The following is a 23,168-nucleotide window of genomic DNA, read 5'->3' on the forward strand; positions in this document are numbered from 1 at the left end:
CAGGTTATCAGTGATGCAGATGGCGTGATGTTGTAGGGCCGCTCAGGCTGATTCCATTTTCTGTTGTGTCGCGGGCATGGGGTGCACAAAAGAAAAGGGGACAGCAGATGCTGTCCCCTCAAGTCATTTCGTCCATTCCCTGAACTGCCATGCTCCCTGCAATCCTTGACGCTATCCTTTCCTTTGGAAATTCCCCTTCCCAATCCGTTGGGGTATCCTGTGGCCTTCCTAGCCTGGCAATCTGTCCTGATTGCTTCACCCTCTCCTTCCTGGAGGTGTCCATTACCACATCCCGTGGTGTTCCTGCGTCATCCTGACTGATAACCATCCTGGCTATCACGCTTCATCTTGAAGCTGTTCCTGACCGCGTCTTGCGGTGTCCTTTCATCCTTGATGAGCGACAATCCGTGCCACTCAACCTCATCCCGAGGTATCCAACTACCGCATCCTGCGGTTGTCCTGTCGATCCTTGTGATAACCATCCTGGCTATCAACCCCATCCCGAGGTGTTCCTTGCCCACATCCTGCAGGCTATTCCTTGTTTATGCGCTGTTTCTGCATCCTGCCGAATCAGCTCGTCCTTGTGAGACCCATACTAAGGCAATTACGGGCTCGAACAAGGTGTGCATTCGGCTTGGGTTCCGTGACATGCGGTGCAGAAATGGGCTTGTGTGGAATATTATCTACGTTTATCAGTTACTTAGATAGTTTCCATGGAAAGCATACCCAGTGCGGGATGGCTTCACGTACGGTTCAACACTGAGGGGTCTTACAGGGGGAATGGCAGATCTCTTACAAGCAGAAATCGGTAGGAAAACGATGGTACAGCCGCTTCAATCAGGGGTGTAAGAGTTCAAAATTAATTGAATACTTATGCTTTAAAAGTAGACAAAAGCCGAGATAAATCTCGGCTTTGTATTGTCTGCTGGTTTCTTTAGCTGACCCTTGTCCCAGGAGTCGGGTAGGCCTTGCGCAGTGATTCGGGTGCAAGTACCTCCAGGTTGCCGCTCATGTTGTTCAGCCAGGAGCGGAACTCGGGCGTATCTTGCACTTCGGTCTCCACCACCACGCTGCGCTTGTCGTAACGGGTCATACGCGGGTTATGTCCCGGGATTTGTCCATCGATCAGTGTCGGGCAGTTGGCATCGATGCGCCCGACGAAGCGGATCGGACCGCTGACGTCCTGATAACCCTGGTCGCGGATCAGCTTCTGGATATTGAAGTCCTTCGGCTGGGTCGCGCTGAAGTTGGTCAACTCCACGTTCTTGATGTGATCGAACGGAATGCCGTAGACCTTGGGATCCAGCTCGGACAGGGTACAGAGCAGGATGGGGCCATCGGGCTGGTTCAGGATGCCGAGGGGATTGATGCGGTCATAGCAGAGCCAGACAGTACGCTCCTTGATGACACGCTGGATCTCGGCGCTGAACTTGCGGCCACGCCAGAGGGCGTCGCGGATCAGGGTGCTGCGGCGGATCTCCGGATTGCCGGCGAAGGGGCGAGGTGACTGGTGCACGCTCTCCAGCCAGCGCTCGGCCAGTTCGCTCTGGCTGTCGCGGATCACCTGACCAGCCTTGTCGATCAGCGGGTTCAATTCGGTCAGCACGCTTGCCGGCAACAGTTGGCTCGCCTGGTCGCTCCAGGTTTTCAGGGCCACTGCCAGCGAGAGCGGCATGATGTTGGCAAAGTCATTGAGACCATGGCGCTCGAAGCACCAGCCATGAGGCTTGCTGCGCTCATCGGAGGTGAGGTCGAACAGTCCCATGCCGGACATCTCTTCCAGGTCCCGTTGCACGGTACGGAGACTGACGTGAATGCCTTCCTCTTCCAGTTTTACCTGGAGTTGGCTGGCGGTCAGCTTGTAAGGGCGGTGCGGGATGCAACGCGCCAAGGTCAGTTGTCGTAACAGCTTCTTACTCATGGTGCATGCCTTCACTGGTTTAGCGTTGAGTGTATCCTAGCCATGGCCTGCGACAGTCTATGTCGCAAGTTTTACTGCGACAACTGTCGCCATTTTCATACATGAAGAACCAAGCTGTTGATAAATAAGATAAAATAACAAGTTAAAGGGGTTGTTTGACCCTTTTTTTATTGAAAACAAGCCTTGCGAGAATGCTCGCGACCTGGGTGACTGGAAGGAAATGGAAGCAATATGGAGGGGGAGGTGGGAAGGAGGTGAGGGACGGGCCCCCACCTCGACACGTCGTTACGCCAGCCAGGACCAGGCTGATTTGGTGATGGCTGCGCCCACCATGTAGCCGAATACTGCGAGAGCGGCCACTCCGGCCACCAGCTTCTGGCCGCGGGCAGGACGCTTGAGCGCCATGACGCCCAGGCCGATGTAGATCACCAGGGCAATCAGCTTGGCCATCAACCAGGGCTGCTGGCCAGGGCTCATCTGCAGGGTCACCGCCAGCAGCACACCAAACAGCAGCAGGAAGGTGTCGTTGATGTGGGGTAGCACCTTCAGCCATTTCTGTTGCAGCCGCCCGCTGCCCGCCAGCGCCAGGCTCCAGCGGTAGAGGAAGAGCAGCAGGCTGACCAGGGCCAGGGTCATGTGAAGGTGTTTGAGCATGGGGTAATAGGCAATCATGTTGCTTCCTTGTCGTTGTCGGGCAGACCGCTGTTCCATTGATGGGCGTGGGTACGCTCCTGTCCTTCCTGATCGTCTTGCAGCAGGTCGGAGAGGATGTCGCGGTATTGCAGGCTCTTGTTGATATAGGTGTGCTCGTCGTCCAGGTAGTTGACCTGTTCCCGCAGCAGCCGGTTGTCATACTGCTTGAACATCTGCCCCGCACGCCAGGCCTGATTGGCCCTGAATCCCAAGAGGGTGAGTGCTTCTACCCCAAGATCCACGGCCGACCCCAGGGTTTCGCGGTGCACGCTGTCTATCCCGTGGCGCAGGATCTCGTGGGCATGGGGTCTGTCCTGGGCACGGGCCAGTATTCTGAGGTGCGGGAAGTGCTTTTTCACCATCTCGATCACTTCGAGGGAGGTGGCCGGGTCATTGAGGGAGAGCACCAGCAGTTTGGCCTTGTGGGCGCCGGCCGCGTGCAGCAGGTCGAGTCGGCTGGCATCCCCATAAAACACCTGGTAGCCGTACTTTCTCAGCATCTCTATCTGGCTGGCATCCTGCTCCAGGATGGTGGTGCCAATACCATGGCCGTGGAGCAGGCGCCCCACTATCTGACCGAAGCGACCGAAGCCGGCGATGATGACCGGGTGTTCCACCAGCTCGGGCTGTTCATGTTCGGGGGTGTCACTCTGGTTGCGGTAGTCGAACCAGGGCTGGATCACCCGATCGTTGAGGATAAGCAGCAGCGGTGTCAGCGCCATGGAGAGGGCGACGACCAGAGTCAGCAGTGAGATGGTGCTGCCCGGCAGTACCTTGTTCTGGGCGGCGAACGAGAACAGCACGAAGGCGAACTCCCCGCCTTGGGCCAGGGCCAGGGCGAAGGTCCAGCGCTGGTTAGGGGAGAGGCGAATGACAAAGCCGAGCCCCATCAGCACCAGCCACTTGAGCACCATCAGACCGATCACCAGTGCCGGGATCAACAGGGGATGGGCGGCAAAGAGGCTGAAGTCGATGCCGGCACCCACCGACATGAAGAAGAGGCCGAGCAGCAGCCCCTTGAACGGCTCTATGTCTGCTTCCAGCTCGTGGCGGTATTCGCTGTCCGCCAGCACCACGCCGGCGAGGAAGGAGCCGAGGGCGGGGGAGAGACCGACGGATTCCATCAGCACGGCGATGGCGATCACCAGCAGCAGGGCGGCAGCGACGAAGATCTCCCGCATGTGGGACTGGGCGATGGCGCGAAACACCGGCCGCATCAGGTAATGGCCACCCAGCACGATGCCGGCGATGGCGGCCACCACCAGCAGGCCGTGCTGCCAGCCTGCCAGCTCCGAACTGCCGCTGCTGGCGACCGGCGCGATGGCCAGCAGCGGCAGGATCGCCAGGATGGGGATGACGGCGATGTCCTGGAACAGCAACACCGCAAACGCGGAGCGGCCGCTCTCGCTCTGCATCAGTTTGCGCTCCTGCAGGCTCTGCAGCACGATGGCGGTGGAGGAGAGCGCAAGAATAAGACCGATGGCGAGCCCCTGCTGCCAGGGCAGACCCAAAAGATAACCCACCCCGGTCAGGGCGACACTGGTGAGCAGCACCTGCAGACCACCGGTGCCGAGGATGGGCCCTTTCAGTTGCCACAACAGGGCCGGGCGCAGCTCCAGACCGACCAGAAACAGCATCAGCACCACCCCGAACTCGGCGAAGTGCATCACGTCTTTCTGCTCGCCCACCAGACCAAGCAGGAAGGGACCTATGATGATCCCCGCCAGCAGGTAGCCAAGGACAGAGCCCAGCCCCCACCGCTTGGCCAGCGGGACGGCGATCACCGCCGCCGAGAGGTAGATCAGGGCGTCAAACAGCAATCCATGTCCCATCAGCGGCTCCTCCTTAACATGATGAATGCCGGTGAGGGCTGGCCGGGCATGCGCCCGGATCGAGTGTGTGTCATGGGAGTACCCCCAGCAGATCGCGCAGATAGGGGCTCTCGGCCAGCTGGGCCGGGGTCAGCTGCTCGTCACGCAGGGCGCACAGCAGTTGGCGATAGTCCTGGCCGCAGCGGCGCAGCGCCTCGGGATCCTCGAGTTTGTGGAAGGAGTGCAGCACGAAAGGGGGCAGCCAGCGCATGCCGCACAGCTGTGCGGTCTGCTGGAAGGGGAGCAGGAAGTCGAGCAGCGGGCGCTGGTTGTAGCCGGCGCGGCAGTAGGACTCCGGGCCGCCCCCCGTGGTGATGGCGCTGAGCCACTGCTTGCCGCTGAGGGCGTGGGCCTCGGGGCCGTAGGCATAGCCGTACTCCAGCACCAGGTCCATCCACTCTTTCATGATGGCCGGGCAGGAGTACCAGTAGAAGGGGTGCTGGAAGACGATGATGTCGTGCTCCGCCAGCAGGGCCTGTTCCCGTTTCACGTTGATGAACATATCCGGATAGCGCTGGCAGAGATCGTGCAGGGTGATCCCCTCCAGCCCCTCGATGGCGTGCAGGAGTTGCTTGTTGGCCCGGGAACTCTGCAGCGCCGGGTGTGAAAAGATGACCAGAATGCGTTTCATGTGATTCCTGAAGAGGGTCTGCTGCCGGCACATGCGACAGATTGTGAGCTGAAACGTTATCAAGAAGCTCCCTGGCCCGCCAGTTCCGGGATCAGTGCGCGCAGCGCCGGATTCAGGGTCTGGTGGGCGGGGTAGCAGAGGCCGATGCGGCGGAACATCCGGGGGCCGCTCACGGGCAGGGTGCACAGGCCCGCTTCGTCCTCCACCAGCCCGTCGGGCAGGAAGCTGATGCCCACACCGGCCAGCACCAGCGCCATCACCAGCCCTTTGCTCTCGGCCTTGGCCACCAGATTGAGGGTGAGCCGGTCACAGGCCAGCAGGCCTATGGTTTGCTGATGGGCTTCGCAGGGTGGGCACTCAATGAAATCATGGTGTTGCAACTCAGCCAGCTCGATACGCGCCCTGCCCGCAAGAGGGTGTCCCCTGGGAACGCACAGCACGTACTCCTCTTCCCAGAGCGGCAGGAAGATCTCGTCCTCCCGGCGCAGGGCATCCAGGGTCAGCCGGCAGTCGGCCGGGGTGCCGTAATCGGAGAGGGTGAGATCCAGCTCGGGCAGCACCCCCTGCACCCGCCGAAGCAATCCCGCCAGCCGACGGCGGCTGAGGTCGGGCATGATGGCCATGTTGAGTCTCGCACGCGTCGCCTTCTGGCGAAACAGAGTCGGCAGGCGACGCGCCTCTTCCACCAGCTTGACGGCGTGGGGATAGAGATAGTGGGCCGGATCCTTCGCTTCCACCCCCTTCTTGCCCCGGATGAAGAGGCTGTCCCCCAGGCTCTCTTCAAGCTGGCGAAGGCCGGCGGAGAGGGAGGGTTGGCTCACGTGGCAGCGGGCTGCCGCCGCCGTGATGTTCTTCTCTTCATAGATGGCGATGAAGAAGCGCAGCAATCTCAGGTCCAGCATGGGGATACCATAGTTAATTCAGATGATAACCAGCGGAAAACTATATTTATCGCCGATGGATGTAGCGACTATAGTGACTGGGTCCCGTGCTGGCCAGCCCTTGTTTGACGCCCATTTCAACGCATCAGAAGGAAAACTCCATGTCCAAGTCCCTCGTGGTGATCACCGGCGCGTCCGCCGGGATCGGTGCCGCCATTGCCCGCGCCTTCTCCGCCGCCGGCCATCCGCTGCTGTTGCTGGCCCGCCGGGTCGAGCCCATGCAGGCGCTGAACCTGCCCGATACCCTCTGCATCGGGGTCGATGTCACCGACACCGCCGCCATGAAGGCCGCCGTGGCGCAGGCGGAGGCGCAATTCGGCCCGGTGGGATGTCTGGTCAACAATGCCGGCGTCATGCTGCTGGGACAGGCCGACGTGCAGGATCCCGCCGAGTGGCAGCAGATGCTCAACATCAACGTGATGGGGGTTCTGAATGGCGTGCATGCGGTACTGGCCGGCATGAAGGCCCGCCGCAGCGGCACCATCATCAACATCAGCTCCATCGCCGGTCGCAAGACCTTCCCGAACCATGCCGCTTACTGCGCCACCAAGTTCGCCGTTCACGCCCTGACCGAAAATATCCGGGAAGAGGTGGCCGATGTCGGCGTGCGGATGGTGACCATCGCTCCGGGCGCGGTGGAGACCGAGCTGCTCAGCCACACCACGGACGAGCGCATCAAGGCGGGCTATCACGACTGGAAGGATCAGATGGGAGGCGTCATTGCACCCGAGGTGATCGCCGACGCCGTGCTCTACGCCTGGCACCAGCCGGCCAACGTCTGCGTGCGGGAGATCGTGCTGGCAGCCACCCGTCAGCAACCCTGATGCAAACGGGGGAGGGGTTGACCCTCCCCCTGGGCCAAGGGTTACCATAGGCCCTCTTTCGTCATTGAGTCGTCTCATGGTCCTGACCCGTCGCCAACTCGCTCGCGCCCGCCGCTGGCTCCCCCTGTGGAGTCTGGTGCTGGTGCTGATGTCGTTTGGCAGCCGTGCGGCCACCGATCTCTGTACCCTGACGCCCCATTGCAGCCAGAGCGAGCGTACCCTGGAAAAAGCCATGCCCTGCGGCAGCTTCACCTCGGCGCTCGCCATGACGGTGCTCACCAGCGACAGCCTGACGGTTGCCCGGCTTGAGCCCGACAGGCCGACATACCTCTCTCCCTCTCTGTTCATGCCGGAGGCTCCCCTGGAGCGTCTCGAGCGTCCGCCCCGTCACCACGGCTGAGTCGAGTTTCCCTTTCCGGGCATTTCTTCTTAACCGAGGTGAGATATGTACAAGTCCCTGTTACTGGCCGTGCTGGCCGGTACCATCAGTTTTTCTGCTCTGGCAACCGGGCAGATGACCGTCTACAAGTCCCAGTATTGCGGTTGCTGCAAGACCTGGATCAAGCACATGGAAGAGAACGGCTTTGAGGTCAAGGTCGTGGAAACCGAGCAGCTTGACCCGATCAAGCAGCAGCATGGCATCACCCCGCAGCTGGCCTCCTGCCACACCGGGGTGGTGAATGGCTATGTGGTGGAGGGGCATGTGCCCGCTGCCGACGTGCAGAAGCTGCTAAAGGAAAAACCGGCGATCCGCGGTCTGACCATTCCGGGGATGCCCCAGAGTGCGCCGGGCATGGATATTCCGGGTCAGCCCTATCAGGTGCTGAGCATCAGTGACGAGGGCGCGACCAAAGTCTGGTCGAGCTACCCCGGCTGATGGATGCTGACCGTGAGCAGACACACTTCCATCATGTGAGGCACACCTGAGCGAACCCGTGTCGCCCACGGTCAGGGAGGAGGGCCGCCATCGCGAGATGGCGGCCCTTTTTCGTCGATTTGGGGGGGAATGTCCGGGGAGCCCTTGCAACCCCGGGCGACAAGGGGCAGATTGATCGCCAATTTTTATTTTCTCAGGGACGCTTTTCCCACTGCCTGCCGGTGTGCCGTCTGGATGCGTGCAGCACCAGCGGGAGGGGCGGCCCTGTGACAGCGCAAAGGATGCGACATGTTCACCTTTTCCCGGGGGTTGCTGCTGGCTTGCCTGCTTGCTGCGCCCTGTTCCCATGCCAACGAAGAGTCCGCCATGCCTACAAGCGATACTTCCACCCAGCCTGTCATTGTCCCCCCGGTGGCTGCCAAGCACCCCCATACCCTGAAAAAACACGGGGACACACGAGTCGACAACTACTACTGGCTGCGTGACGACGAGCGGCAGAAGCCCGAGGTGCTGGACTATCTCAAGGCCGAGAATGCCTACACCGAGGCCATGCTTGCACCGATCAAGCCGCTGCGCGAGCAGCTCTACAAGGAGATGGTGGCCCGTATTCCCCAGCAGGACGAGTCTGTCCCCTATGTGAAGAACGGCTACCGCTATCAGACCCGTTACGAGCCGGGCAAGGAGTATGCCATCTACTCCCGCAGCAAGGTGGAAGGGGACGGGGCGCCCGCCCTGCTGCTGGATGGCAACCAGCGCGCCGAAGGCCACGAGTTCTATGCCCTGGGGGCGCTCGAGGTGAGCCGCAACAACCGCTGGCTGGCGGTGGCGGAAGATTATCTCTCCCGCCGTCAATACAGGATCCAGTTCCTCGATCTGGAGAGCGGCGCCTGGGCCGCCGACACCCTCGAGAACACCTCAGGCAACCTGGTGTGGGCCAACGACAGCAAGACGGTCTTCTACGTGCGCAAGCACCCCAAGACCCTGCTGCCCTACCAGGTCTATCGCCACGAGCTGGGCACGGACCCCGCGAAGGATACCCTGGTCTACGAGGAGAAGGACGACTCCTTCTATGTGAGCCTCTACGCCACCACCTCGGAAGATTTCATCGTCATCTCCCTCTCCAGCACCACCACCAGCGAGGCGCGCCTCATCGATGCCAATGTGCCGGGTCAGACGCCACGCCTGTTCCTGCCCCGCCAGGTGGATCACGAATACAGCCTGGATCACTACCGCGGCCGCTTCTATGTGCGCTCCAACAAGGACGGCAAGAACTTCGGCCTCTATGAGACCAAGGAGAGCCCGGTGGATCGCTGGAAGGCGGTGATCGCCCCCAATCCGGACGTGCTGCTGGAGAGCTATGCCCTGTTCAGGGACTGGCTGGTGCTGGAGGAGCGCAGCCAGGGGTTGACCCGGTTGCGTCAGGTCAACTGGCAGAGCGGCGAACAGAAGGAGATCGCCTTCGACGATCCCGCCTATGTCACCTGGCTTGCCTACAACCCGGAGCCGGACACCAGCGCCCTGCGCTATGGCTACTCCTCCATGACCACGCCGTCCTCCACCTATGAGCTCGACATGGACAGCGGCAAGCGGACTCTGCTCAAGCAGCAGCCGGTGGCGGGCTTCGTGCCTGCGCAATATGCCAGCGAGCGGCTCTGGATCACCGCCCGTGACGGCGTGGCCGTGCCGGTGTCGCTGGTCTATCGCAAGGACAAGTTCAAGAAGGCAGGGGGCGGTGCAGGCACCAATCCCCTGCTGGTCTACGGCTATGGCTCCTACGGCGCCAGCATGGACCCGGACTTCAGCAGCTCACGCCTGAGCCTGCTGGACCGGGGCTTCGTCTACGCCATCGCCCATATCCGGGGTGGCGAGGAGCTGGGCCGCACCTGGTATGAAGAGGGCAAGCTGCTCAAGAAGCAGAACACCTTCAACGACTTCATCGACGTGACCGAGGCGCTGGTGGCGCAAGGCTACGGTGCCAGGGATCAGGTCTATGCCATGGGAGGCAGCGCCGGCGGCCTGCTGATGGGGGCCGTCATCAACCAGGCGCCCCAGCTCTATCGCGGCGTGGTGGCTCAGGTGCCCTTCGTCGACGTGGTCACCACCATGCTGGACGAGTCCATTCCCCTCACCACAGGGGAGTATGACGAGTGGGGCAACCCGAACCAGAAGCGCTACTACGACTACATGAAGGCCTACAGCCCCTACGATCAGGTCAAGGCCCAGGCCTATCCGAATCTGCTGGTGACCACGGGGTTGCACGACTCCCAGGTGCAGTACTGGGAGCCAGCCAAGTGGGTGGCCAAGCTGCGTGAGTTGAAGACGGATGACAACCAGTTGCTGCTCAGTACCGACATGGAGGCCGGTCACGGCGGCAAGTCGGGCCGTTTCAAGGCCTATGAGGACATCGCCCTGGAGTTCGCCTTCATTCTGGAGCTGGCCGGCAGCAAGGCGTGATGGCCGGGCCCAAATGAAATCAGCTTGTTACCAAACCTCGTTCCGGCAGCCCCGGATCGGGGTTTTTGCATCTTGGCGACAAAAGCGTCATTAACGTCGTGTTTATGCTGTTCAGTAAGTACTTCGCAATATAACGGACCAGGTTTCTAATCCTTGCCAGTCAAGGGTTGCGAAAGAATCTGGGCGTGCTTTTTATTGCTTCCCTTTGATAGTTCATGTAATTAATCTGCCCTTGAGAAATGAATGATCCGCTTCAAACTTCTCGCTATTTAAATCCGCCATTTTGCTGTTTTGTTTGATTTATGTTGGTGTTATGTGCTTAATCGGAGCGTTAATGCTTTTGAACTGACCCGTTTCTGGTCAGATCACCTCCGATCGGCATGACGCTGATTATCTCACCGCAGGATGATGGTGGCTTCTGGAAGGGCGCGTGCCGCTCGACCATTTCCTCGTACGAGGTCGTATAGGCGAGCCCGGTCTTGATGCGGGTCTGTCTCATATTCTCCCGGGAAACGGGTGAAATAAATCAATGAAAAGGATGAAGAACATGAAAGGATTATCCTTGGCGTGCGCCTTGTCGGCGGCTCTGGTCGGTGTGTCGTTTGGTGGTCCGGTGCAAGCGCAGGAGCGCTTCGTGACCATAGGCACCGGCGGTCAGACCGGCGTCTACTACGTGGCGGGCCAGTCCATCTGCCGCTTCCTCAACCGCGGCGCCGCCGATCACCAGATCAAGTGCAACGCCCCGGCCAGTGGCGGCGGCGTTGCCAACGTCAACGGCATCCGCTCCGGCGAATTCAACTTCGGCATCATGCAGTCCGACCACCAGTACAAGGCGATGAAGGGCGTCGAGCCGTTCAAGGCCGAAGGTCCGATGGATGACATCCGCGCCGTCTTCTCCCTGCAGAGCGAAGTGTTCACCATCCTGGCCCGCAAGGACGCCAAGGTAGCCAGCTTCGACGACCTGAAGGGCAAGCGCGTCAACATCGGCAACCCGGGTTCCGGTCAGCGTGACACCTTCGAAGAGATCATGGGCGTGAAGGGCTGGGACAAGTCCGCCTTCAGCCTGGTCTCCGAACTGAAACCCGCCGAGCAGGCCTCTGCCCTGGGTGACAACAACATCGACGCCATGAGCTACTTCGTCGGCCACCCGAACGGCGCCATCCAGGAAGCCTCCACCACCACGGACACCGTGCTGGTACCGGTCACCGGCCTCGAGATCGACAAGCTGCTGGCCGAGAAGAGCTACTACAGCAAGGCCGAGATCCCGGGTGGTCTCTACAAGGGCAGCCCGAACCCGACCCCGTCCATCGGTGGCAAGGCGGTGCTCTCCACCAGCGCCAAGGCCGATCCGGAAGTGGTCTACCAGCTGGTCAAGTCCGTGTTCGACAACCTGGACCGCTTCAAGCGCCTGCACCCGGCCTTCGCGGATCTGAAGGAAGCCGACATGATCAAGGTGGGTCTCTCCGCTCCGCTGCATGAAGGCGCTGTGCGTTACTACAAGGAACGTGGCTGGATGTAATCCGGCTGCGTCTTCGGATGTGCCCCGGACTCGCTCCTCCTTCGGGGGAGCGAGTCTCATTTATTGCAGTACCTACAGAGTCACACTATGCAGCAAACACAACAACAAGAGGCGTTCTCGGCCGAGGAGCTGATCGCCCAGGACGTCGGCGCCAGGCTGCCCGTCGGCCCCATGAGCTGGATCATCGCGGGTCTTGCGCTGATCTGGTCCCTGTTCCAGCTCTGGATTGCCTCGCCGCTGCCCTTCTCCCTCGGCATCGGCGTCCTCAACGACACTGAAACACGCTCGATTCACCTGGCTTTCGCCATCCTGCTCGCCTACCTGGTGTTCCCCGCCATGCGCAGCTCACCGCGAGACAGGGTTCCCCTTGCCGACATCGCCCTCGGCCTCGTCGGTGCCGCCGTCGCCAGCTATCTGTTCGTCATGTACCAGGAGCTTGCCCAGCGTCCCGGCAACCTGACCACCATGGACTTCGCGGTGGCCTGCGTCGGCATTCCGCTCCTGCTGGAAGCGGCCCGCCGCGCCCTGGGCCCGGCCCTGGCGGTCATCGCCATCGTCTTCCTGGCCTACAGCCTGGCCGGTCCCTGGATGCCTTCCCTGCTGGCCCACCGCGGGGTGAGCCTGCATGCGCTGGCCAACCACCAGTGGATCACCACCGAAGGGGTGTTCGGCATCGCCCTCGGGGTCTCCACCAGCTTCGTCTTCCTGTTCGTGCTGTTTGGCGCCCTGCTCGAGCGTGCCGGTGCGGGCCATTACTTCATCCAGCTCGCTTTCAGCCTGCTGGGTCACCTGCGCGGCGGCCCGGCCAAGGCGGCCGTGGTCGCCTCGGCCCTGACCGGCGTCATCTCCGGCTCCTCCATCGCCAACGTGGTGACCACGGGCACCTTCACCATCCCCATGATGAAACGGGTCGGTTTCTCCAAGGAGAAGGCCGGCGCGGTGGAAGTGGCCTCCTCGGTCAACGGCCAGATCATGCCGCCGGTCATGGGGGCTGCTGCCTTCCTGATGGTGGAGTACGTGGGCATCCCCTATGTGGAGATCATCAAGCACGCCTTCCTGCCGGCGGCCATCTCCTACATCGCCCTGCTCTACATCGTGCACCTCGAGGCGCTCAAGCTCGGGATGCAGCCCATAGGCAACCGTCAGCCGCGCCCCTGGCTGCGTCGCCTGACCGGCTTCGCCTTCGGTGCCGCCCTCATCAGCGGCCTCTCCATGGCGGTCTACTACGGTCTGGGCTGGCTCAAGCCGGTACTGGGTGACTATGCCCTGCCGGGGATCAGCGTGCTGCTGGCCGTCGCCTACCTGGGACTGCTGAAGATCGCCGCGAGCAACGCGCCGCTGCCGGCGGAAGACCCGGACAAGCCACTGGACGAGCTGCCCGAGACCCGCGCCGTGCTGCTCTCCGGCCTGCACTTCCTCCTGCCCGTGGTGGTGCTGGTGTGGTGTCTGATGGTGGAGCGCCTCTCCCCCGGCCTGTCGGCCTTCTGGGGTTCGGTGATGCTCATCATCATCCTGCTGACCCAGCGACCGCTGCTGAACTGGCTGCGCACCGACGGCAAGCATGACTACGGCTCCTTCACCGATGGCGTAGTGGACCTGCGCGAGGGGCTGATTGCCGGTGCTCGTAACATGATCGGCATCGGCATTGCCACCGCCACTGCCGGCATCATCGTCGGGGCCGTCTCCCAGACCGGCGTCGGCCTGGTGCTGGCGGATCTGGTGGAGTTCCTCTCCATGGGCAACCTGCTGCTCATGCTGATCCTCACCGCGCTGCTGAGCCTCATCCTCGGCATGGGGCTGCCGACCACTGCCAACTACATCGTGGTATCGAGCCTGCTGGCGCCGGTGATCGTCACCCTGGGTCAGCAGAACGGCCTCATCGTGCCGCTCATCGCGGTGCACCTGTTCGTCTTCTACTTCGGCATCATGGCGGACGTGACCCCGCCGGTGGGGCTGGCCTCGTTCGCCGCGGCCGCCGTCTCCAAGGGCGACCCCATCAAGACCGGGATCACGGCGTTCTACTACAGCCTGCGTACCGCGGCGCTGCCCTTCCTGTTCATCTTCAACACGGATCTGCTGCTGATCGACGTGGACTTCGCCCACGGCGTACTGATCTTCTTCGTGGCCACCATCGCCATGCTGATCTTCGCTGCCGCCACCCAGGGCTTCTTCCTGGTGAAGAGCCGCTGGTACGAGAGCGTGCTGCTGCTGCTGGTGGCCTTCACCCTGTTCCGTCCTGGCTTCTGGATGGATCTGCTGCACGACCCGTATCGCGACACCGCCCCGGCCGAGCTGGTCCAGACCATGGGGCAGGTGGAGGCCGAGAGCACCCTGCGCCTGCGCATGGAAGGGGAAGATGCGGTGGGCAAGTTGCGCCGCTTCACCGTGCTGCTGCCGGTGCCGGAGGGCGCCAGTGGCGAGGATCGTCTGGCCAAGCTGGGGATCCAGACCTATGAGCAGGAGGGCAAGATCCTGATCGACACCGTCACCTTCGGCAGCCAGGCCGCCGATCTGGGGCTGGAGATGGATCAGCAGATCCTGAGCGTCAAGGCGCCTACCGAGCGCTGGCCCAAGGAGCTGATGTGGCTGCCGGGCTTCCTGCTGTTCGGGGCCGTGGTCTGGCTGCAACGCCGCCGGGTCGCTCGACCCTGACCATCACCCAATAAAAAACGGCGCCTTCGGGCGCCGTTTTTTATGCTGGGCTGTGATGCCAGCCGCTTCGGGCCATCAGTCCAGGGCATCAGTTGGACTGGGTCTGCTTCTGTTTTTGCAGTTGGTCGAGGGTCTGCTGCTCCTGCGGGCTGAGGCCAAGCTGCTCGCAGGCCTGTTCAAAGCTGATGCCAAGATGGCACATCATGATGTCGATAGCGGGCAGGTAGTTGGTCATAGCGTCTTCCATGGTGATCCTCCAGAACTGTCTCTTATGCCCGAGGGCGGGGATGGGGGCAATTAGACTTTAGGTGTAGGGTGCCATCTGCTTCAGCCTCTGCCACTGGCCAGGGGAATTTGCTACTCTTGCGGGCACTAAAGAGGTTGCCGCCCCAGGGCGAGCAGCCGGTGAGGAGCAGGGCATGTTATTGAGTTTCTTGATCATCGCATCGGGCTGGTGGCACATCCGCGCGGCTTACGGCTCAGACTCCCGTCAGTTCTACATCAGCAAACCCCTGACCATGCTGTTCATCATCGCCCTGGCGTTTGGCTACCAGAGCGACGATCACAACGGCTCCCACGCCTGGATCCTGCTCGGTCTCTGCCTGTCGCTGGCGGGGGACGTGCTGCTGATGCTGCCACGGGATCGCTTCATCCAGGGGCTGGCGGCATTTTTTGTCGCTCACCTCTGCTACATCGTCGGTTTCGCCCAGGGGCCCCTGGTGCTCAAGCTGGTGGACGGCCTGCTGCTGTTGCTGGTGGCTGGCATGGTGTTCGGGCTCCTGTGGGGCCAGCTCGGCGAGATGAGGATCCCCGTCTTCTGCTACATGCTGGTGATCATCGCCATGGCCTGGGTGGCCGCCGGTGCCTGGCATGCCTCTCTCACTGCCGGCAGCGCCGCCGCCCTGGTGGGGGCGCTGATGTTCCTCTTCTCCGACAGCATGCTGGCGCTGGACAGATTCCGCCGCCCCTTCCCCCATGCCACGGCCTGGATCATGAGCAGCTACTTCGCGGCCCAGTTCCTGATCGCCGCCTCCCTGGCGGGCTGACCGGCGGGCAGCCATGAAAAACGGGCCTTCTGGCCCGTTTTGCTATGTGCTCCCCACCTTTCACGCTTCGACCGGTTCTGCGTCAGGGGCCCTCGGGGCCGGCTGCTTGAGCAGCAGCATCAGGGCGCTGGCGACGAGCAGGAAGATACCCATCACGTAGAACACCTGGTTGTAGGCCATGATGGCCGCCTCGCGGCTGATGGTGTTCGACAGCATGGCCCGGGCCTGCAACTGGGCCTGCTCCGGCCCGGCTCCCTGGGCCATCATGGTCTGGGCCAACTGCATCAGATAGGCCTGCCCCTCGATGCTGGTGGCGGCCAGGGTGCTGCCGATCTGGCTGACATGAGTCCGGGTGTCGTTGTCGATCAGGGTGGCGATGATGGCGATGCCGAAGGCGCCCCCCAGGTTGCGCAGCACGTTGAGCAGGGTCGAGGAGGAGGGGATCTCGTCCGGCGTCAGGCTGGCGGTCGCCACCAGGGAGAGGGGCACCATGATGAAGGGCTGCCCCAGGGCCCGCACGATGAGGGACTGGATCAGCTGGGGCCCGGCGTAGTCGGCATTCATGTTCACGTTCATGAAGCAGCTGATGGCGAAGACCAGAAAGCCGAAGCTCACCAGATAGCGCGGATCTATCTTGTGGGTCAGCTTGGGCACCAGGGGGAGCACCAGCAACTGGGGCAACCCCATCCACATCAGTACTTCACCGATTTCCAGGGCGTTGTAATTGTGGATCTGGGTCATGTAGAGGGGCAGCACATAGATGGAGCCCATCAACCCCATACCGAGCACCAGGTAGGCGAAGCAGGCCAGGGCGAAGCGCGGGTTGTGCAGCAGCCGCAGGTTGACCAGGGGGTGGCGGCGCAGCAACTGGCTGATGACGAAGAACACCAGGGCCACCACCGAGATGACGGTGAGCCGCACGATGAAGCTCGAGCCGAACCAGTCCTCCCGGTTGCCTTCTTCCAGCACCACCTCCAGGAGGCCGAGACCCACCGCCATGGTGAGGATACCGATGAGATCCACCCGCTTGATCACCTCCCAGTCCACCGGCTTCCTGTCCAGTCCGTGGGCCAGCATGGCCATCACCAGCAGGCCGGGCGGCACGTTCAGATAGAAGATGTAGTGCCAGGACATCTGCTCCGTCAGCCAGCCCCCCAGGGTCGGGCCGATGGCGGGGGCGAAGGTGGCGCACAGGCCGAACAGCGCCATGCCGGTGGCTCGCTTGTGCAGCGGCAGCAGGCTGACGATGAGGGAGAAGGCCATGGGGATCAGGGCCCCGCCGGTAAAGCCCTGCAGCGCCCGAAAGACGATCATGCTGGTGAGGTTCCAGCTGAACGAGCAGAGCACGGAGGCGACGATGAAGGCGCCCGTGGTCCACAGCAGGTAGCGCCGCACGCTCAGTCCCCGGCTCAGCCAGCCGCTCAGCGGAATGGCGATCATCTCCGCCACCAGATAGGAGGTGGAGATCCAGGAGCTCTCGCTCAGGGTGGCCGAGAGCGCCCCCTGAATGTCTTTCAGGGAGGCGTTGGTGATCTGGATGTCGAGGATGGCCATGAAGGCGCCGATGAGGCCCCCCATGACCGCGATCCAGTTGCGGCGTGGTATGGCGTCCATCAGTGGGCGGCCACCACGGGATCAGGGGTGCGGGTGTCGACGATCACCTCGGTGGAGAGGCCGGGCAGCAGCTTGCCCGCCAGGGCGCCCGGATCCGGGATACGGATCTTGACCGGTACCCGCTGCACGATTTTGGTGAAGTTGCCGGTGGCGTTCTCCGGCGGCAGCAGGGCGAACTTGGCGCCGGTGGCCGGAGAGAGGCTGTCGATGATCCCCTCGACCGGTTGATCCGGATAGGCATCCAGGATCACCTCCACCTTCTGGCCCGGCTGCATGTGCTGCAACTGGGTCTCCTTGAAGTTGGCCTCGACCCACACCTGGCTCAGTGGCACCAGGCTGGCCACCTGCATACCGGACTGGACGTAGAGCCCTTCCCGCAGGCTGCGCTTGCCGATGATGCCGTCAGCCGGGGCTCGCAGCTCGGTGTAGCCGAGTTCCAGCCTGGCTTGTTCAAGCTGGGCTTCGCTCAATGCCAGCCTGGCCTGGTTCTGCTTGGCTTCGGCATCCAGCACCAGCAGCCGCTCGCGGGCGGCCTGCAAGGCGGCTTTGGCCTCCAGTGCCTGGGCCTGGTTGACCTGCAAGCCGGCGCGCACCTCGTCCAGGCTGTCCTGGGAGCTGTAGTGACGCTCATTGAGCTGGCTGACCCGGCGCACCTGCTGCTGGGCCCGGACCTGCTCGGCATTGGCCGAGCTGACTTTTGCCTCGGCCTGGCGGATGAGGCTCAACTGCTGGATACGGGTGGCGGCGAGGTTATCCGCCGTCGCCTGGTTGAGGTGCAGATCGGCCTCGGCCTCCGCCACCTTTGTCCTGTACTCGCGGTCGTCGAGCCGGGCGATGAGCTGGCCGGCCTTCACCGCCTGGTTGTCGGTCACCAGTACTTCGCTGATGTAGCCGGAGAGCTTGGAACCGATGCCGGTCACCTCGCTTTGCAGGTAGGCGTTGTCGGTGCTCTCGAAGTAGCGGCCATGCAGATACCAGTAACCGGCAAACAGCAGGCCGAGCAGGGCTAGCACCAGGGCGGCCAGCAGGGGGATCTTCTTGTGTTGACTCATGATATTGGTTTTCCTGAACTGTGGCGGGCAGGCTAACATCGTGCAACTGTTTCGATTAGTATCCATTCATGAGATATACAGTTTCACTGGTGAAACAATGGACCTGAATGCTGCCTTAATCCTCGTTCGTATCGTCGACAAGGGCTCCTTTACCGCCGCTGCCCAGGAGCTGGGCATGACCAAGGCGACGGTGAGCCGCCGCATCGCCGAGCTGGAGCAGCGTCTCGGCGCACGGCTGCTCTATCGCTCCACCCGGCAGCTCACCCTGACGGAAGCCGGTGAACAATATTATCTACGCTGCAGCAAGGCGGTGGAGGAGCTGGCCCAGGCCGAGCTGATGCTCAGTGCCAGCCAGCAGGAGGTGACAGGGACCCTCAAGCTGGCGGTGCCCATCGAGACGGGACAGCTGGTGGTGGGGAGGCTGGTGGCGAACTTCCTGCAAGCCTATCCGGGCATGAAGGTGGAGCTGGAGCTGACCAACCGCATCGTGGATCCCATCAGCGAGGGGCTGGATGCCATCGTGCGGGTCGGCGACATGAGCGACTCCAACCTGGCGGCGCGGCGTCTCTGGAGCACCGAGCGGCTGCTGTGCGCCAGCCCGGACTATCTGGCGCGCCACCCGGTGATCCAGAGGCCCGCCGATCTGGTGCATCACGAGCGGATCGCGGTCAGCACGGGGTTCCTCGCCTCGCACTGGTGTTTCGAGCTGGATGATCGCGAAGTGCTGGTGGATCCCCCGTCCCGCTTCCAGGTCAACAACATCACCTGTGCCAGGGAGGCGGCGAAGGCGGGGCTGGGGCTGGCTTCCCTGCCCGCCATGCTGTGCCATGATGAGCTGGCGAACGGGACACTGGTCTCCTTGCTGCCGGAGTGGCAGCAACCCAGGGTACCCATCTACCTGCTGTTTCCCGAGCGGCGCCTGATGCCGCGCAAGCTGAGGGCATTCATCGATTTTCTGGTGGCCAACGGCCCGGCTTACGGCATCGACAAGCTGCTGTGAAGAGCCCAATGCGGCGATGATTGAACTGGCAAGGGTTTCGAGGACAACGTATGGATCAGTGGATTAACTTGTATCGCGCCTCTCACTCCCTGGAGGCGCATGCCCTGAAAGGGGCCTTGGAGGTAGAGGGAGTCAGGGTGCGCCTCAGCGGCGAAGGGCTCTCCGGCGCGCTCGGGGAGCTGCCGGTGGATCTGCTGCAAGTGACCCTGATGGTGAACGAGCGGGATCGTCAGCGGGCGGGCCGGATCATCGAGCGCTACCAGCAGCGCCAGGGCAACGGCTGGCTGTGCGGCCAGTGCGGGGAGGAGAACGGCGCCAACTTCGATATCTGCTGGCGCTGCCATCACGATCCCCAGGATCATTGAACGCCCCTCGCGCCCTCAGCGCAGGGTGAAGTCGATGTCATCCCCCGCATGGGCATCGTGGTAGGTGGCGAGATCCAGCTCCTTCTCGCTGCGGGCGATGAGCACGGAGACCAGGATGTCGCCGGAGACGTTTACCGTGGTGCGCGCCATGTCGAGGATCCGGTCTATGCCGGCGATGAGCGCCACCCCTTCCAGCGGCAGTCCCACGGCAGTGAGGGTCAGGGTCAGCAGCATGAGCCCGGTACCGGGTGTGCCCGCCGTGCCGATGCTGGCCAGCGTGACGATGCTGATGATGGTCAGGTAGTCCACCAGATGCAGATCCACCCCGAAGGCCTGGGCCACGAACAGGGCGGTGACCCCCTGATAGAGGGCTGTGCCATCCATGTTGATGGTGGCGCCGATGGGCAGCACCTTGGCGGTGATGGCGGGGGAGACCCCGAGCCTGCGTTCGGCGCAGGCCAGGCTGATGGGCAGGGTGCTGCTGCTTGAACTGCTGGTGAAGGCCACCGCCTGGGCATCGACGATGCTCTTGAAGTAGTGCAACGGGTTGAGGCGCGCCATCAGGAGCAGCAGGCTGCTGTAGACGCCGAGCACGTGAAGCAGGCAGCCGAGGTAGACGGCGCCGATCACCTTGAGCAGCGGCAACAGCAGGCTGACGCCGTACTTGCCGGTCATCCAGGCCATCAGGGCGCAGACGCCATAGGGGGCCAGGGCCATCACCATCTGGGTCAGCTTGAACATTCCCTCCGCCAGAGAGGTAAAGAACAGGATGGCGGGGCGGCCGCGTCGCCCGGTGGCGTTGAGGGCGAGAGCGAGGGCCACGGCGAACACGATCACTTGCAATATCTTGCCATCGCCCATGGCCTGCACCGGGTTGCGCGGCACCAGGTGGCTCAGCACGCTGGCCAGGGTAGGTTGCTGCGCCATGGCGCCCCGTTCATAAGGACCCATATTGGCGCCCATGCCCGGTTCCAGCAGCCAGCCCATCATCAGGCCGATGCAGATGGCGACGGCGGTGGAGCAGAGATAGAAGCCGATGGCCTTGCCGGCGATGCGGTCGAGCCGCTTGCCCTTGAGCAGGGCAGTGAGGCCTGCCAGGACGGAACAGAAGATGAGGGGCACCATCAGCATCTGGATGGTGTTGACGAACAGGACGCCGATGGGCTTGAGCAGCAGGGCCTGCTCGCTGAAGCAGAGCCCCAGACCTATCCCGGTCAGCATGCCGAGCAGGGTCTTCAACCAGAGCGGGCGACGGGTCCAGATCCGCCAGGGTTTGAAGACCAATCCATGGAACAGCATGACGCCAATGTCCTTATTTTCTGTCTGCGGTGGCAAAAAGGGGCGACAGTGTAGCCATCCCCCCGTCAGGTTGCCACATTATCGACAAAGCGGCGCTCACGACCAGCCCGCTGGCGTTAAAAAAGGCGTTTTGTTGGCCTATATCAAGAACCCTCTCCGGGCTTCGAGCTTTAATTGTCATCTGACATGATGATTAAAGAGGTTCGAGATGTCCCAATCGATACACGGTCACGAAGTGATGGAGATGATGCTGGAGCAGGAGAGTCCGTTTACCCGGGCCAGCCTCAGGGCGGCGATCGCCTCGCGCTTCGGTGCCGAGGCCCGGTTCCACACCTGCAGCGCCAGCGAGATGGACGCTGACGCCCTGATCGACTTCCTGGCCAGGCGCGGCAAGTTCATCGACTCGGAGTCAGGGTTCCAGACCCGCGCTGACAAGATCTGCAACCACGGATGATCGCCAGTGGCGAGCGCGGTGGGGCGCTCGCCGAATCCCGCCACCTTTGTTATATTTCGCCCTCCTTCCCCTCTTGTTGAAAGGTTCTGCCCGGGCGCTCTATGGACACATTCTCCGCTGCCGTCATGCTGTTTCTGATCATGGATCCGCTGGGCAACCTGCCGGTCTTCCTCTCCATCCTGCGCCATGTCGACCCCAAGCGTCGACGCAAGGTAATGCTGCGGGAGCTGTTGTTTTCACTGGTGATCATGATGGGCTTCCTGTTCGCCGGTCAGCAGATCCTGAGCTTCCTCAACCTGCGTCAGGAAGCGGTCAGCATCGCGGGGGGCATCATCCTCTTCCTCATCGCCATCAAGATGATCTTCCCGAGCCCCGGTGGCGTGACCGGGCTGGCGGCGGGGGAGGAGCCCTTCCTGGTGCCCATGGCCATCCCCATGATTGCGGGCCCCTCCATCCTGGCTTCCCTGCTGCTTCTGGCTAACCAGGAGCCGACCCGGATGGTGGACTGGTCATTGGCCCTGCTGATGGCCTGGGGGGCCAGCGCCGTGATCCTGATGTTCTACGAGCTGTTCAACAAGCTGCTGGGTGAGCGAGGACTCACGGCGGTGGAGCGGCTGATGGGCATGCTGCTGGTGATGATCTCGGTGCAGATGCTGCTGGACGGGGTACACCACTATCTGGCGGTGACGGGTCAGAACTGACGGGGCGAATGCTGATGTCAACGTGAAACGGGGCTTCTTGAGCCCCGTTTTTTTTGCGCGTCAGGCGGCAGCGGCCGGGCCGTCCGCCGAGGTTTCCAGCTTGCCCATGATGAGAGCGAGCAGGGTCTCCCGCAGCCAGCGATGGCCCGGATCCTCCTCGTGGCGCTGATGCCAGATGAGCAGGTGGGAGATGCTGTCCAGGGCGATGGGCAGCGGCAGCGGCACCAGGGGATAGACCTGGGTCGCGTGGCGGGCATAGAGCCGGGAGAGGGTCACTATCATGTCCGAGTGCATGCCCATGCGCAGGGCCGCCTCGAAGGAGGGGACGGTCGCCTCGATCCGGCGATAGAGATCCTGCTCCGCCAGCTTGTGATCCAGCATCCAGCGATCCCGCCCTTCGCAGTAGGTCTGCACATGGGGGTAGGCGAGGTAACGGGCGAGATCCCACTCGGGCTCCTGCAAGGCAGGGTGATCCCGCTGCACCAGGCAGGTGAGATCGTCGATGGTGAGCAACCGCTGGCAAATGGCGTTGGGCAGGGTGTCGAGGCGAAAATCCGAATTGATGCAGTTCTCCCGCACCGTGAAGGCGATATCCACCTGGCCCTGGCTCATCTCGGTCAGGCTGTGCTCGGTCCACTCCTCGTAGCGCAGGCGGATGCCAGGAGCCTGACGCTTCAGTTCGCTCAGGTAGAGGGGGGCAAACAGGGTGAAGGCGCTGTCCATGCTGGCAATGACGAACTCCCGCTCCGTGCTGGCGGGATCGAAGTCCGGCGGCTGGATCAGGTTGTCCAGGGAGAGCAGTATGGGCTGCAGTTGCTGCTGGAGATCCAGGGCGCGCGGAGTGGGATCCATCCCGTAGGCCGAGCGCACGAACAGGGGATCGTCAAAGGTCTCCCGCAACCGTCCGAGGGCCTTGCTGACGGCGGACTGGCTCAGGTGCAAACGGCGTGCAGCCCGGCTGCCGTTGCGCTCTTCCAGCAAGACTTGCAGGATTATCAACAAATTAAGGTCTATGCGTGCAAGCTGTTCCAGCAACATGATATGAATCCTCTTCAATTCCTAGATGAATATATACCATTTGTTTTCATATCTTGGCGATCCTATGCTCGACGGGTCTCTCGCCCTGGTGGCGGCTGGTACAGGATGTAGCGGTTGAGGGGACAAGTAGCACCGACTCATACGGCGGCCCATGGTCGCCGTATTTTTTTGCGCCTCGTCGCCGTTTTTGCGCGATTTTTTCGCCAACTTGCACCT

Annotated in this window: 21 protein-coding genes; 11 read left to right on the top strand and 10 right to left on the bottom strand. The window is 62.3% G+C overall.

The features are described 5' to 3' along the window. Positions 1-934 precede the first annotated feature (934 nt). The 5 genes from J9893_RS08260 to J9893_RS08280 form a co-directional block, all read right to left on the bottom strand. Positions 935-1,921 carry a WYL domain-containing protein gene (locus J9893_RS08260; RefSeq protein WP_029313511.1) on the bottom strand — a complete coding sequence of 329 codons (987 nt, stop codon included), beginning with the start codon at positions 1,919-1,921 and terminating at the stop codon, positions 935-937. Positions 1,922-2,206: 285 nt separating this feature from the next. Then, positions 2,207-2,593, bottom strand: coding sequence for a SirB2 family protein (locus tag J9893_RS08265; RefSeq protein WP_039040394.1), 387 nt, complete (start codon positions 2,591-2,593; stop codon positions 2,207-2,209). Beyond that, on the bottom strand, positions 2,590-4,446 hold the full coding sequence (locus J9893_RS08270; RefSeq protein WP_010672573.1) for a monovalent cation:proton antiporter-2 (CPA2) family protein: 1,857 nt from the start codon (positions 4,444-4,446) through the stop codon (positions 2,590-2,592). The genes J9893_RS08265 and J9893_RS08270 overlap by 4 nt, the downstream gene beginning before the upstream one ends. A 70-nt stretch (positions 4,447-4,516) precedes the next feature. Then, entirely contained in the window at positions 4,517-5,116 is a 600-nt protein-coding gene (locus J9893_RS08275) for an NAD(P)H-dependent oxidoreductase (RefSeq protein ID WP_010672574.1), read from the bottom strand. Between the two features lie 59 nt (positions 5,117-5,175). Next, on the bottom strand, positions 5,176-6,018 hold the full coding sequence (locus J9893_RS08280; RefSeq protein WP_041212185.1) for a LysR family transcriptional regulator: 843 nt from the start codon (positions 6,016-6,018) through the stop codon (positions 5,176-5,178). A 140-nt stretch (positions 6,019-6,158) separates the two neighbouring features. Here J9893_RS08280 and J9893_RS08285 point away from each other — a divergent pair, with 140 nt between their 5' ends. The 6 genes from J9893_RS08285 (at position 6,159) to J9893_RS08310 (ending at position 14,383) form a co-directional block, all read left to right on the top strand. Continuing rightward, positions 6,159-6,881 (top strand): SDR family oxidoreductase, encoded by a 723-nt coding sequence (locus J9893_RS08285; RefSeq protein WP_010672575.1) that lies wholly within the window; start codon positions 6,159-6,161, stop codon positions 6,879-6,881. 76 nt (positions 6,882-6,957) lie between these two features. Next, positions 6,958-7,281 (top strand): hypothetical protein, encoded by a 324-nt coding sequence (locus tag J9893_RS08290; protein ID WP_041214286.1) that lies wholly within the window; start codon positions 6,958-6,960, stop codon positions 7,279-7,281. A 45-nt stretch (positions 7,282-7,326) separates the two neighbouring features. Then, on the top strand, positions 7,327-7,758 hold the full coding sequence (locus J9893_RS08295; protein ID WP_043154436.1) for a DUF411 domain-containing protein: 432 nt from the start codon (positions 7,327-7,329) through the stop codon (positions 7,756-7,758). 288 nt (positions 7,759-8,046) lie between these two features. After that, positions 8,047-10,212 carry a S9 family peptidase gene (locus J9893_RS08300; RefSeq protein ID WP_103858880.1) on the top strand — a complete coding sequence of 722 codons (2,166 nt, stop codon included), beginning with the start codon at positions 8,047-8,049 and terminating at the stop codon, positions 10,210-10,212. A gap of 547 nt (positions 10,213-10,759) precedes the next feature. Further along, on the top strand, positions 10,760-11,731 hold the full coding sequence (locus tag J9893_RS08305) for a TAXI family TRAP transporter solute-binding subunit (RefSeq protein WP_103858884.1): 972 nt from the start codon (positions 10,760-10,762) through the stop codon (positions 11,729-11,731). Positions 11,732-11,818: 87 nt separating this feature from the next. Beyond that, a complete protein-coding gene (locus J9893_RS08310; protein WP_103858879.1) occupies positions 11,819-14,383 on the top strand; it encodes a TRAP transporter permease in 2,565 nt (854 codons plus the stop codon). 88 nt (positions 14,384-14,471) lie between these two features. Here J9893_RS08310 and J9893_RS08315 read toward each other — a convergent pair whose 3' ends face one another. Next, positions 14,472-14,630 (bottom strand): hypothetical protein, encoded by a 159-nt coding sequence (locus tag J9893_RS08315; RefSeq protein WP_005332188.1) that lies wholly within the window; start codon positions 14,628-14,630, stop codon positions 14,472-14,474. A 172-nt stretch (positions 14,631-14,802) separates the two neighbouring features. On the opposite strand from J9893_RS08315, the gene J9893_RS08320 reads away from it, so the two are divergent. After that, positions 14,803-15,429: a lysoplasmalogenase gene (locus tag J9893_RS08320; RefSeq protein ID WP_010672583.1), complete on the top strand. Its 627-nt coding sequence runs from the start codon at positions 14,803-14,805 to the stop codon at positions 15,427-15,429. A gap of 60 nt (positions 15,430-15,489) precedes the next feature. Here J9893_RS08320 and J9893_RS08325 read toward each other — a convergent pair whose 3' ends face one another. Both J9893_RS08325 and J9893_RS08330 read right to left on the bottom strand, forming a co-directional pair. Then, positions 15,490-17,043, bottom strand: coding sequence for a DHA2 family efflux MFS transporter permease subunit (locus J9893_RS08325; RefSeq protein ID WP_042864576.1), 1,554 nt, complete (start codon positions 17,041-17,043; stop codon positions 15,490-15,492). Then, positions 17,043-18,095, bottom strand: a complete 1,053-nt coding sequence (locus tag J9893_RS08330; protein ID WP_039040403.1) for an HlyD family secretion protein — start codon at positions 18,093-18,095, stop codon at positions 17,043-17,045. The genes J9893_RS08325 and J9893_RS08330 overlap by 1 nt, the downstream gene beginning before the upstream one ends. A 97-nt stretch (positions 18,096-18,192) precedes the next feature. On the opposite strand from J9893_RS08330, the gene J9893_RS08335 reads away from it, so the two are divergent. Beyond that, positions 18,193-19,095 carry a LysR family transcriptional regulator gene (locus J9893_RS08335; protein ID WP_010672586.1) on the top strand — a complete coding sequence of 301 codons (903 nt, stop codon included), beginning with the start codon at positions 18,193-18,195 and terminating at the stop codon, positions 19,093-19,095. Positions 19,096-19,145: 50 nt separating this feature from the next. Then, positions 19,146-19,460: a DUF2007 domain-containing protein gene (locus tag J9893_RS08340; RefSeq protein ID WP_010672587.1), complete on the top strand. Its 315-nt coding sequence runs from the start codon at positions 19,146-19,148 to the stop codon at positions 19,458-19,460. Positions 19,461-19,475: 15 nt separating this feature from the next. On the opposite strand, the gene J9893_RS08345 is transcribed toward J9893_RS08340, so the two are convergent. Then, complete coding sequence (locus J9893_RS08345; protein ID WP_041214291.1) at positions 19,476-20,759, bottom strand: dicarboxylate/amino acid:cation symporter; 1,284 nt, start codon at positions 20,757-20,759, stop codon at positions 19,476-19,478. Between the two features lie 208 nt (positions 20,760-20,967). Here J9893_RS08345 and J9893_RS08350 point away from each other — a divergent pair, with 208 nt between their 5' ends. Then, positions 20,968-21,213 carry a YecH family metal-binding protein gene (locus J9893_RS08350; RefSeq protein WP_039040405.1) on the top strand — a complete coding sequence of 82 codons (246 nt, stop codon included), beginning with the start codon at positions 20,968-20,970 and terminating at the stop codon, positions 21,211-21,213. Positions 21,214-21,314: 101 nt separating this feature from the next. Further along, a complete protein-coding gene (locus tag J9893_RS08355; protein ID WP_010672590.1) occupies positions 21,315-21,914 on the top strand; it encodes a YhgN family NAAT transporter in 600 nt (199 codons plus the stop codon). A 60-nt stretch (positions 21,915-21,974) separates the two neighbouring features. On the opposite strand, the gene J9893_RS08360 is transcribed toward J9893_RS08355, so the two are convergent. After that, positions 21,975-22,952, bottom strand: a complete 978-nt coding sequence (locus tag J9893_RS08360; protein WP_010672591.1) for a LysR substrate-binding domain-containing protein — start codon at positions 22,950-22,952, stop codon at positions 21,975-21,977. Positions 22,953-23,168: the final 216 nt, after the last annotated feature.

This window comes from Aeromonas sp. MaB10011B (assembly GCF_017939325.1).
Classification (GTDB): Bacteria; Pseudomonadota; Gammaproteobacteria; order Enterobacterales; family Aeromonadaceae; genus Aeromonas; species Aeromonas caviae.

Bases quoted from the DNA above. Each gene is read 5' to 3' on its own strand.
- J9893_RS08260 (WP_029313511.1), bottom strand. From the start codon at position 1,921: ATGAGTAAGAAGCTGTTACGACAACTGACCTTGGCGCGTTGCATCCCG.
- J9893_RS08265 (WP_039040394.1), bottom strand. From the start codon at position 2,593: ATGATTGCCTATTACCCCATGCTCAAACACCTTCACATGACCCTGGCC.
- J9893_RS08270 (WP_010672573.1), bottom strand. From the start codon at position 4,446: ATGGGACATGGATTGCTGTTTGACGCCCTGATCTACCTCTCGGCGGCG.
- J9893_RS08275 (WP_010672574.1), bottom strand. From the start codon at position 5,116: ATGAAACGCATTCTGGTCATCTTTTCACACCCGGCGCTGCAGAGTTCC.
- J9893_RS08280 (WP_041212185.1), bottom strand. From the start codon at position 6,018: ATGCTGGACCTGAGATTGCTGCGCTTCTTCATCGCCATCTATGAAGAG.
- J9893_RS08285 (WP_010672575.1), top strand. From the start codon at position 6,159: ATGTCCAAGTCCCTCGTGGTGATCACCGGCGCGTCCGCCGGGATCGGT.
- J9893_RS08290 (WP_041214286.1), top strand. From the start codon at position 6,958: ATGGTCCTGACCCGTCGCCAACTCGCTCGCGCCCGCCGCTGGCTCCCC.
- J9893_RS08295 (WP_043154436.1), top strand. From the start codon at position 7,327: ATGTACAAGTCCCTGTTACTGGCCGTGCTGGCCGGTACCATCAGTTTT.
- J9893_RS08300 (WP_103858880.1), top strand. From the start codon at position 8,047: ATGTTCACCTTTTCCCGGGGGTTGCTGCTGGCTTGCCTGCTTGCTGCG.
- J9893_RS08305 (WP_103858884.1), top strand. From the start codon at position 10,760: ATGAAAGGATTATCCTTGGCGTGCGCCTTGTCGGCGGCTCTGGTCGGT.
- J9893_RS08310 (WP_103858879.1), top strand. From the start codon at position 11,819: ATGCAGCAAACACAACAACAAGAGGCGTTCTCGGCCGAGGAGCTGATC.
- J9893_RS08315 (WP_005332188.1), bottom strand. From the start codon at position 14,630: ATGGAAGACGCTATGACCAACTACCTGCCCGCTATCGACATCATGATG.
- J9893_RS08320 (WP_010672583.1), top strand. From the start codon at position 14,803: ATGTTATTGAGTTTCTTGATCATCGCATCGGGCTGGTGGCACATCCGC.
- J9893_RS08325 (WP_042864576.1), bottom strand. From the start codon at position 17,043: ATGGACGCCATACCACGCCGCAACTGGATCGCGGTCATGGGGGGCCTC.
- J9893_RS08330 (WP_039040403.1), bottom strand. From the start codon at position 18,095: ATGAGTCAACACAAGAAGATCCCCCTGCTGGCCGCCCTGGTGCTAGCC.
- J9893_RS08335 (WP_010672586.1), top strand. From the start codon at position 18,193: ATGGACCTGAATGCTGCCTTAATCCTCGTTCGTATCGTCGACAAGGGC.
- J9893_RS08340 (WP_010672587.1), top strand. From the start codon at position 19,146: ATGGATCAGTGGATTAACTTGTATCGCGCCTCTCACTCCCTGGAGGCG.
- J9893_RS08345 (WP_041214291.1), bottom strand. From the start codon at position 20,759: ATGCTGTTCCATGGATTGGTCTTCAAACCCTGGCGGATCTGGACCCGT.
- J9893_RS08350 (WP_039040405.1), top strand. From the start codon at position 20,968: ATGTCCCAATCGATACACGGTCACGAAGTGATGGAGATGATGCTGGAG.
- J9893_RS08355 (WP_010672590.1), top strand. From the start codon at position 21,315: ATGGACACATTCTCCGCTGCCGTCATGCTGTTTCTGATCATGGATCCG.
- J9893_RS08360 (WP_010672591.1), bottom strand. From the start codon at position 22,952: ATGTTGCTGGAACAGCTTGCACGCATAGACCTTAATTTGTTGATAATC.